9 protein-coding genes are annotated in these 10,166 nt (G+C 56.9%); 8 read left to right on the plus strand and 1 reads right to left on the minus strand.

The features are described 5' to 3' along the window. Nucleotides 1–111 precede the first annotated feature (111 nt). The 5 genes from leuO to cra all read left to right on the plus strand — a co-directional run bounded on the left by leuO (nt 112) and on the right by cra (nt 7,086). Nucleotides 112–1,059, plus strand: coding sequence for a transcriptional regulator LeuO (gene leuO, locus ACJ8HN_RS15695; protein ID WP_033649194.1), 948 nt, complete (start codon nt 112–114; stop codon nt 1,057–1,059). Nucleotides 1,060–1,525: 466 nt separating this feature from the next. Then, nucleotides 1,526–3,334 carry an AMP-dependent synthetase/ligase gene (locus ACJ8HN_RS15700; RefSeq protein ID WP_033652908.1) on the plus strand — a complete coding sequence of 603 codons (1,809 nt, stop codon included), beginning with the start codon at nt 1,526–1,528 and terminating at the stop codon, nt 3,332–3,334. Between the two features lie 316 nt (nt 3,335–3,650). Continuing rightward, on the plus strand, nt 3,651–5,369 hold the full coding sequence (gene ilvI / locus ACJ8HN_RS15705; RefSeq protein ID WP_049213085.1) for an acetolactate synthase 3 large subunit: 1,719 nt from the start codon (nt 3,651–3,653) through the stop codon (nt 5,367–5,369). 2 nt (nt 5,370–5,371) lie between these two features. Continuing rightward, nucleotides 5,372–5,863, plus strand: coding sequence for an acetolactate synthase small subunit (ilvN, locus tag ACJ8HN_RS15710; protein WP_004932806.1), 492 nt, complete (start codon nt 5,372–5,374; stop codon nt 5,861–5,863). Nucleotides 5,864–6,081: 218 nt separating this feature from the next. After that, nucleotides 6,082–7,086 (plus strand): catabolite repressor/activator, encoded by a 1,005-nt coding sequence (gene cra, locus ACJ8HN_RS15715; RefSeq protein ID WP_004932801.1) that lies wholly within the window; start codon nt 6,082–6,084, stop codon nt 7,084–7,086. A 37-nt stretch (nt 7,087–7,123) separates the two neighbouring features. Here the strand turns inward: cra and ACJ8HN_RS15720 are convergent, their stop codons facing one another. After that, nucleotides 7,124–7,564 carry an L-alanine exporter AlaE gene (locus ACJ8HN_RS15720; RefSeq protein ID WP_060439092.1) on the minus strand — a complete coding sequence of 147 codons (441 nt, stop codon included), beginning with the start codon at nt 7,562–7,564 and terminating at the stop codon, nt 7,124–7,126. A gap of 861 nt (nt 7,565–8,425) precedes the next feature. On the opposite strand from ACJ8HN_RS15720, the gene mraZ reads away from it, so the two are divergent. From mraZ to ftsL, 3 genes are read left to right on the plus strand one after another with little or no spacing between them, the layout of a single operon-like run. After that, nucleotides 8,426–8,884 (plus strand): division/cell wall cluster transcriptional repressor MraZ, encoded by a 459-nt coding sequence (gene mraZ, locus ACJ8HN_RS15725; RefSeq protein WP_025159638.1) that lies wholly within the window; start codon nt 8,426–8,428, stop codon nt 8,882–8,884. A 2-nt stretch (nt 8,885–8,886) separates the two neighbouring features. Beyond that, nucleotides 8,887–9,828, plus strand: coding sequence for a 16S rRNA (cytosine(1402)-N(4))-methyltransferase RsmH (gene rsmH / locus ACJ8HN_RS15730; protein WP_442523680.1), 942 nt, complete (start codon nt 8,887–8,889; stop codon nt 9,826–9,828). Then, on the plus strand, nt 9,825–10,145 hold the full coding sequence (gene ftsL, locus ACJ8HN_RS15735) for a cell division protein FtsL (RefSeq protein ID WP_012005204.1): 321 nt from the start codon (nt 9,825–9,827) through the stop codon (nt 10,143–10,145). Before rsmH ends, ftsL begins: the two co-directional genes overlap by 4 nt. The last annotated feature ends 21 nt before the right edge of the window (nt 10,146–10,166 follow it).

A 10,166-nucleotide genomic window follows, 5' to 3' on the forward strand; every position in this document is an offset into this window, starting at 1 on the left:
TTGATGACGGTAATGGCAGGATTTGTCGTGCAAAGATATGACAATGCGGCGTTTCATTGTTTGTCGTGCATAAGGATTAGATTATCTACACAGGATTTAGTGGAGTGAAATATGGCTGAATATGATTCAGAAATCACTATGGTCAAAGAGCCGGCGGACATTCATTTGCGCAGCGTCGATCTTAATTTGCTGACGGTGTTTGACGCCGTGATGCAAATGCAAAATATTACGCGAGCCGCTAATTCGCTAGGGATGTCGCAGCCGGCGGTGAGCAACGCGGTAGCGCGCCTGAAGGTGATGTTCAACGACGAACTGTTCGTGCGCTGCGGGCGCGGGATCCAGCCCACCATGCGGGCCAGGCAGCTGTTTGGCCCGGTGCGGCAAGCGTTGCAGCTGGTGCAGAATGAATTGCCGGGCGCCGAGTTCGAGCCGCTGACCAGCACGCGAGCGTTTTCCTTGTCGCTGTGCAGTCCGCTCGACTTGCGCCTGGGCGCCGGGATAATCAATCACGTCAAACAGATCGCGCCGCAGCTTAATCTGCAAATAAAGTCATACATCAACAATAATATCGAACATCAATTGCGTTATCAGGACGTCGAGTTTGTCATCGGCTACAGCCGTTTCGAATCGGCAGAGTTTCGCAGTTTGGCGATGTTCGACGACGAATTAGTGCTGGCGGCCGCGCAGGCGCACCCGAGAATGGGCGAGGAGGCGACGCCGGAGCAAATGCTGGCCGAACAGCACGCGGCGGTATCCCTGGAAAGTTTTGGATCGTTCAGTAAGCCTTTTTATTTAGAGGAACCGATGCTGCGCGCCGTGACGCAGCAGTGCACGGATCTCTACAGCGTGTTGAATATGGTGTCGCAAACGGAGATGGTGGCGATTGCACCCGCCTGGCTGGTGAGACAACAGACGGAGGCGTTGAAAATAAAGGCGGTTCCTTTGTGCGCCAATCACAATAAAGCAACCTGCTATCTTTCTTGGCATGAATCCTCCGAGCGGGATAAAGGGCACCAGTGGATGAAATCCGTCCTGATTGAGGCAGGTAACCCAAAGTAAATTGATAAAAAATGGGAGCCATATAAAGATAATATTCAACTGAGCGTTTTTTTCTCATGATAAAAACTAAGAACTATCTGTGTTTTTATTAAGATGTTTCTTGGTTTTACGGCGATAAAATAACTTATTTTCATAGTGGTTTTGTTCGTTCAGCAAAAATAATTAATATAAATTAATATTCTGATTTTTACTTTCCGGCTAGTATTTTAAACTAACTCGATGCGGCGGCCCGGATGGGCCGCGTTTTATTGCCGCCGGCAAACCTTTTCCTTCCCGTTCTGTCCAACTGATGAAAGCGCGAAAGCCGGCCTGAGTTTTGGCTCACACTTCTACGCTGAAATCGCTTTTCCCCCTGCCTGAGAGTAGGTAGACTGCGCGGAAAAAAGTAAACACGTGTAAGCTGAGATGAGGGCCGCAAGGCGTCGTTCAGGCTTAACTGTATGATTCATTTCAGGCTTAGAGCACTATGATCACTAATCTGCTGCAATACCATCTGATCCATCGTATACAGCATCAAATCACCCACCGAGCCGATCGCACAGCTTTTCGCCAATGGTCGCCCAACGGCGAGTTGCAACTGACCTGGGGAGCGGCCGCCGCCCGCATCGATCGCATCGCCGCCGGGCTGCTGGGGCTGGGCGTCGAAGTGCAAGAACGCATCGGTATTTTCGCCAATAACACGATGGCCTGGTCGTTGACCGATCTCGCGATCCTGCACCTGCGTGGCGTCAGCGTACCGCTCTATTCCACCAATACGCCGGCGCAGGCGGCGTTTGTCACCAACGACGCCGACATCCGCATACTGTTCGTCGGTGAGCAGGCGCAGCTTGACGCCGCCATCGCGCTGCGCGGCGTCTGCCCACAGCTGCGGCACATTATCGTCTTCGACGAGGGGGCCGATCTGCGCGGCTGCGAGATCGCACAGCATCTGAGCGCCTTCGAGCGCGCTGCCGATCCGGCGGCTTTTGCCGCTCAACGTCGGCAGCGTATTGAAGAGTGCGACCTGCAGGATCTCTTCACCCTGATTTATACCTCGGGTACTACCGGCGAGCCGAAAGGGGTGATGCTGGACTACCGCAACCTGGCGGCGCAGCTCTACCTGCATGATGAAAGGCTGACGGTCGGCGAAGAGGATGTGTCGCTCAGCTTCCTGCCGCTGTCGCACGTGTTCGAGCGGGCCTGGAGCTTCTTTGTGATGCATTCCGGCGCGCAGAACGTCTTCCTGCCGAATACCGATTGGGTGCGGGAAGCGATGGGGCAGGTCCGCCCGACGCTGATGTGTGCGGTGCCGCGTTTCTACGAGAAGATTTTCAGCGCGGTGCATGAAAAAGTGGCGCGCGCCCCTTGGCTGCGCCGTGCGTTGTTCCACTGGGCGATCGTCTGCGGCGAGCGCAAGTTCCTGCAGGAGCGGGCCGGCAAACCGTTGGGCAAAGTGTTCGACTTCACCCACCGCTGGGCCGACAAGCTGGTGTTGAGCAAGCTGCGCGGTATCCTCGGCGGCCGGGTGCGCTTTTTGCCGGCGGCGGGCGCCAAGCTGGACGACAATGTGATCCTGTTTTTCCAGGCGATGGGCGTCAACATCAAGTACGGTTACGGCATGACCGAAACCTGCGCCACCGTCTCCTGCTGGGAAGAGGGGCATTTCCGCTTCGGCTCTATCGGCAAACCGCTGCCGGAGGTCGAGGTGCGCATTGGCGAGGAAAATGAAATCCAGGTGCGCGGGCCGATCGTGATGCGCGGCTATTTCAACAAACCGTTGGAAACCGCCGCGACCTTTACCGAGGACGGCTGGCTGAAAACCGGCGACGCCGGTGCGATCGATGAAGAGGGCAACCTGTTCATCACCGAACGGCTGAAGGATTTGATGAAAACCTCCGGCGGCAAATACATCGCGCCGCAGATGCTGGAAGGCACGCTGGCGCAGGATCGCTTTATCGAGCAGGTGGCGATCATCGCCGATGCGCGTAAATTCGTTTCTGCGCTGATCGTGCCGTGCTTTGAGTCGCTGGAAGAGTATGCGAAGTCAGTCAACCTGAAATACCAGGATCGCCTGGAACTGCTGCGCAACGGCGAAATCCTCGAGATGTTCGAAAAGCGCCTGCGCGAGATGCAAAAGGAGCTGGCGCGCTTCGAACAGGTGAAGAAGTTCACCCTGCTGCCGGCAGCCTTTTCCATGGAGTTGGGAGAGCTCACGCCAACGCTGAAGCTGCGCCGCAAAGTGATCCTGCAGCGCTATCAGCGCGAAATCGATTCAATGTACCAGGAACAGGCCTGACGCCGCCGCCGGGCCATGTGCCCGGCGAAAAAAGCGGCATATCCTTCACCTGATTTAGTTCTGTAATTTTCCCTCTGTTCGAAACAATGCCTAGCCTGACAACCCTGCGGCTAGCGCATTGTTTTTATAAAGCCGTGATATCCAGCCGCTTGGCAATAACCATGCCTCCGCTAAGCCATTTTGTCGTTTGCCTGCCCCAAATTCTGACGTTATGTTAATTCGATAGCGACAACCCATAAAAACTTTGGGGCATTGCCCCGCAGCAGGCGCCACGTTCCGGCGCCAGAGAAGAATAAGCAAGCCTGGAGGCAAACCCATGGAGATGTTGTCAGGAGCCGAGATGGTCGTCCGATCGTTGATCGATCAGGGCGTTAAGCATGTATTCGGCTACCCCGGCGGGGCGGTGCTCGATATCTACGACGCCCTGCATACGGTTGGAGGGATCGATCATATTCTGGTGCGCCACGAGCAGGGGGCGGTGCACATGGCCGACGGCTACGCGCGCGCCACCGGTGAAGTGGGCGTGGTGCTGGTGACCTCCGGCCCCGGCGCCACCAACGCCATTACCGGTATCGCCACCGCCTATATGGACTCGATCCCGATGGTGGTGCTGTCGGGGCAGGTGCCCAGCTCGCTGATCGGCTACGACGCCTTCCAAGAGTGCGATATGGTGGGGATTTCGCGCCCGGTGGTGAAGCACAGCTTCCTGGTAAAACGCACCGAAGACATCCCGGCGGTGTTGAAGAAGGCGTTCTTCCTGGCTTCCAGCGGCCGGCCCGGCCCGGTGGTGATCGATCTGCCGAAAGATATCGTCGGCCCGGCGGTGCGGATGCCTTATGCCTACCCGCAGGACGTGAGCATGCGTTCTTACAACCCGACGGTGCAGGGGCACCGCGGGCAGATAAAACGCGCGCTGCAAACCATTCTGGCGGCCAAAAAGCCGGTGATGTACGTCGGCGGCGGCGCGATCAACGCCAGTTGCGAAGCCGAACTGTTGGCCTTGGCGGAGCAGCTGAATCTGCCGGTGACCAGCAGCCTGATGGGGTTGGGCGCTTTCCCTGGCACCCACCGGCAGAGCGTCGGCATGCTCGGCATGCACGGCACCTATGAAGCCAACAAAACCATGCATCACGCCGACGTGATCTTCGCCGTCGGCGTGCGTTTCGACGATCGCACCACCAACAATCTGGCCAAATACTGCCCGGACGCCACCGTGCTGCATATCGATATCGATCCGACCTCGATCTCCAAAACGGTGGACGCCGATATTCCGATCGTCGGCGATGCCAAACAGGTGTTGGTGCAGATGCTGGAGCTGTTGGCACAGGACGAGAAAGCGCAGGATCACGACGCGCTGCGCGACTGGTGGCAGTCTATCGAGCAGTGGCGTGCCCGCGACTGCCTGGGTTACGACAAGCACAGCGGCACCATCAAACCGCAGGCGGTGATCGAAACCTTGCACCGCCTGACCAAAGGCGATGCGTATGTCACCTCGGACGTCGGCCAGCACCAAATGTTCGCCGCGCTCTATTATCCGTTCGATAAACCGCGCCGCTGGATCAACTCCGGCGGCCTCGGCACCATGGGCTTCGGCCTGCCGGCGGCACTGGGCGTCAAGCTGGCGCTGCCGGAGGAAACCGTGGTGTGCGTGACCGGCGACGGCAGCATTCAGATGAATATTCAGGAGCTGTCCACCGCGCTGCAATATAACCTGCCGGTGGTGGTGGTGAACCTCAACAACCGCTATCTGGGCATGGTAAAGCAGTGGCAGGACATGATTTATTCCGGCCGTCACTCGCAGTCCTACATGGATTCGCTGCCGGACTTCGTCAAGCTGGCCGAGGCTTACGGCCATGTCGGCATCGCCATCCGCACGCCGGATGAGCTGGAGAGCAAGCTGGCGCTGGCGCTGGCGGAAAAAGAGCGGCTGGTGTTCGTCGACGTGACCGTCGATGAAACCGAACATGTTTACCCGATGCAGATCCGCGGCGGAAGCATGGACGAAATGTGGCTTAGCAAAACTGAGAGGACCTGATCATGCGCCGTATTTTATCTGTCTTGCTGGAAAACGAATCCGGCGCTTTGTCGCGCGTGGTCGGGCTGTTCTCCCAGCGCGGTTATAACATCGAGAGCCTGACGGTAGCGCCGACCGACGATCCGACGCTGTCGCGCATGACTATCCAGACCGTCGGCGACGAGAAAGTGTTGGAGCAGATTGAGAAACAGCTGCACAAGCTGGTGGACGTGCTGCGCGTCAGCGAGCTGGTGCAGGGCGCCCACGTCGAGCGCGAGATCATGCTGGTGAAGCTGCAGGCCAGCGGCTACGGCCGTGAAGAGGTGAAGCGCTGCGCCGACATTTTCCGCGGCCAGATCGTGGATGTGACGGCGACGCTGTACACGGTACAGCTGGCCGGCACCAGCGACAAGCTCGACGCTTTCCTGAGCGCGGTGCGTGAAGTGGCGGAGATCGTGGAAGTGGCCCGTTCCGGGGTGGTCGGCGTGTCGCGCGGCGACAAAATCATGCGCTGAGCGCGGTCTGGCGGCGAATAATCGGGGGCGCGGCGTGGCTGCGCCCTTTGTTTTTCGGTATTTTTTGCCCGATTGCTGGCACCTTTCGGCAAAAGCGGTTGCTAGGCAGTGTTTTCTGCTGTTAGATCGCAGAGGCTGGATTGAATAACCGCACGGGATGTCATGGTTAATCCGAGCACAGCCTTCACTTCTATTTTCAGCGTCATTAAGGGGTTCATGTGAAACTGGATGAAATCGCGCGTCTCGCGGGCGTTTCGCGCACGACGGCCAGTTACGTCATCAACGGCAAGGCGAAGCAGTATCGTGTCAGCGATAAAACCGTCGAGAAAGTGATGGCCGTGGTCAGGGAGCATAACTATCACCCGAATGCCGTCGCGGCGGGGCTGCGCGCCGGGCGTACCCGTTCTATCGGTCTGGTGATCCCGGATCTGGAAAATACCAGCTATACCCGCATCGCCAACTACCTGGAGCGCCAGGCGCGCCAGCGTGGTTACCAATTGCTGATCGCCTGTTCCGAAGATCAGCCGGACAACGAAATGCGCTGTATCGAGCACCTGCTGCAGCGCCAGGTGGACGCCATCATCGTTTCCACCGCCTTGCCGCCGGAACATCCTTTCTATCAACGCTGGGCCAACGATCCGCTGCCGATTATCGCGCTGGACCGCGCGCTGGATCGCGAGCATTTCATCAGCGTCGTCGGGGCCGATCAGGAAGATGCCTTTGCGCTGGCGCAGGAGCTGCGCACCTTCCCGGCGGAATCGGTGCTGTATCTGGGCGCCTTGCCGGAGCTTTCGGTGAGCTTCCTGCGCGAGCAGGGCTTCCGTCAGGCCTGGCAAGAGGATCCCCGCCATGTCGATTACCTGTACGCCAACAGCTATGAACGTGAAGCCGCCGGCGCGCTGTTCGCCGAATGGTTGAAAACGCACCCGATGCCGCAGGCGCTGTTCACCACCTCATTCTCGCTGTTGCAGGGCGTGATGGACGTGACGCTGAAGCAACGCGGCCGTTTGCCTACCGATCTGGCGATTGCCACCTTCGGCGACCATGAACTGTTGGATTTCCTCGAGTGCCCGGTGCTCGCGGTGGCGCAGCGCCATCGCGACGTGGCCGAACGCGTGCTCGAGCTGGTGTTGGCCAGCCTGGACGAACCGCGTAAACCCAAGCCGGGTTTGACGCGTATTCGCCGCAATCTGTTCCGCCGCGGCAGCCTGAGCCGCAAATAGTTCGCTCTACGGGAGCTCGCTTTGGCGGGCTCCTGGTTTAGACGTAGCCCGCCACCCGGAACAGCCGCCGGCAATATTCCAGGAAATAGCCATACACCATGCCCATCGCCATGGAGACCAGCGCATTGCTGGTCACCGCCGCCAGCATTTGTGGGCCGTCGGCGCCTACGCTCCACAGAATGGCGGCATAAACCGGCGACTGGAAGCTGACGTAGGCCAGCAGGTCGGCGAGGTTGCGCAGCACGAACTGGCCGCGCGGGCAGCGGCGCGCCGTGCGGATAAACAGATCGCGATAGCGGCCGTAGGGCCAGGCGATCAGGATGTTGACCGGAATCGACAGCAGGCGCGAAGAGAGGGATTGCTGAAAGCTCATGCCGGAGATCAACACTTCTATCGCCATGCCGGCGATAAAGCAGTACACCACCAGTGCGAACGTATCGGCAGCGGCGCTACGCCAGTGAGCGGCGGGCGAAAGCATGTGTCATCCCCCTTGGTTAACCTGCTGTTAAATTATTAATGCTTGGATGTTAAGTCTGGGTTTTTGCGTTTTTTATAGTGTACTAATCTGTATTGTGTTTTTTAACTAGGTTTATATTTTTATTTTTAACATTTGTTCGGTTTTTGTCCCGCGGAACCGGGGAAGAGGTGAGGGCGGAGGGATTAAAATCGGCATTTTAAAATAAATTCATTAAAAACATGTGGTTGCGATTTTTTGCTTCAAGTGGAGATTTTTTCCGGCAGAAATTGTGGAAATAAAGGTGTAAGAAAATGAAACCATAATTGTAAACAGGTATTTTGGGAATAATCTTACCAAATTGATTTAAATCGAAATTACTTCTGCTCGTAATATCCGAGCATTTATTTTTTTCGCGGCCTCATCACGGCAGTGCAAATTGAAGTAAAATAGCGACCGGTTTTACGGTGAATAACGATTGAGCGTTATTAACTCAAGGAGTTATGGCCTTATTCCGCGATCGATTCGCCAGGCGCCGAGCCTTGGCGGGCGCGGCTCGCCAGCGGTTACCGCACTGAGATTGCCGAGCTGAAAAATGAGACATGGCTTGCAGAAGGAAGTAATGAGTTAATTAATCGCCAGTTCGTCAGGTTTTTAATCAGATTCTTTCCGCTTAGAAAATTCTCTCCGTTTATCATGGTGTTAATTTTTAATCGTCGAATAATCAGAGTTTCTTTCGCGAGTCAGCTCCCAAAATGACCAGAGAAATATTGCCAAAGCGCTGGCGCTCTGGCTTGACAAGGTTTTCATACCCTCCGTAAACTCCATTGTGTGGGAATTTGTGGGGTAAAGTGGTGAAAACGGTCACTAAGGGGTAGCTCAGGAATGTTCCGTGGAGCGACGATGGTCAACCTCGACAGCAAAGGGCGGCTCGCCGTACCTACCCGATATCGGGAATTGCTCAACGAGGAATCGCAAGGCCAAATGGTCTGTACCATTGACCTCCATCAGCCCTGCCTGCTGCTTTATCCTTTGCCCGAATGGGAAATTATTGAACAAAAATTATCACGTCTGTCGAGCATGAATCCCGCCGAGCGCCGCGTTCAGCGCCTGTTGCTGGGGCATGCCAGTGAGTGTCAGATGGATAGTGCCGGTCGTTTGCTGCTCGCCAATACGCTGCGGCAACACGCCGGGCTCACGAAAGAAGTGATGCTGGTCGGTCAGTTCAACAAGTTTGAACTGTGGGATGAACAGACCTGGTATCAACAAGTCAAGGATGATATTGACGCTGAACAGTCGACTCAGGAACCGTTGTCTGAGCGGCTACAGGACTTGTCGCTATAAGCATGTTGGAAAACTATAAACACACCACCGTCCTGCTGGACGAAGCCGTCAACGGCCTCAACATCCGCAGCAACGGCATATATATCGACGGTACTTTTGGTCGCGGTGGCCATTCTCGTCTGATTCTGTCCCAACTGGGGCCGGAAGGACGCTTGCTGGCGATTGACCGTGACCCTCAGGCGATTGCAGCCGCCAAATCTATTGAAGATCCTCGTTTTACCATCGTACACGGCCCATTCTCCGAGTTGTCGCACTACGTGCGGGAACGTGAATTGGTGGGCAAGATCGACGGCGTTCTGCTCGATCTGGGCGTTTCTTCGCCGCAGCTTGACGACGCAGAGCGCGGGTTTTCCTTTATGCGCGATGGCCCGCTGGACATGCGCATGGATCCCTCCACCGGCCTGTCCGCCGCAGAGTGGCTGATGAAGGCCGAAGCGGACGACATCGCCTGGGTGCTGAAAACCTTTGGCGAAGAGCGTTTCGCCAAGCGCATCGCGCGCGCCATCGTGGAAAGAAACCGCGTGGAGCCGATGACGCGCACCAAAGCGTTGGCGGATCTGATTGCCGATGCCAGCCCGTTCCGTGAAAAGCACAAGCATCCGGCGACGCGCAGCTTCCAGGCGATCCGCATCTATATCAACAGCGAGCTGGAAGAGATCGAGCGTGCGCTCGACGGCGCGCTGGAAGTGCTGGCCCCAAGGGGCCGTTTGTCGATCATCAGCTTCCACTCGCTGGAAGACCGCATCGTCAAACGCTTTATGCGTCACCACAGCCGCGGCGCTCAGGTGCCGGCGGGCATTCCGTTGACCGAAGAGCAACTGCGCGGCATGGGCGGGCGAACGCTGAAAGCGCTGGGCAAAATGATGCCGTCGGAAGCGGAAGTGGCGGGCAACCCGCGTGCGCGCAGCTCGGTGCTGCGTATTGCTGAGAGGATGCCCGCGTGATCGGCAACGAACGTCACGGCCTGGTCGGGGTGATTGGCGGCGATCTGCTGCGCAATGCCAAGATCCCCCTGATTTTACTGATTGCGTCACTGGTCTCCGCGGTTTTCGTGGTGACCACCGCGCACCGCACCCGCCTGCTGACCGCCGAGCGCGAACAGCTGGTGCTGGAGCGCGATGCGCTGGATATCGAGTGGCGCAACCTGATTTTAGAAGAGAACGCCCTCGGCGATCACAGCCGGGTTGAACGTATCGCGACAGAAAAACTGCAGATGCAACACGTTGATCCATCGCAGGAAAATATCATCGTTAAACAATGAATGGTTTAACCGGAATAATGA

Source organism: Serratia sp. CY29653, from assembly GCF_052169255.1.
Lineage (GTDB): Bacteria > Pseudomonadota > Gammaproteobacteria > Enterobacterales > Enterobacteriaceae > Serratia > Serratia sarumanii.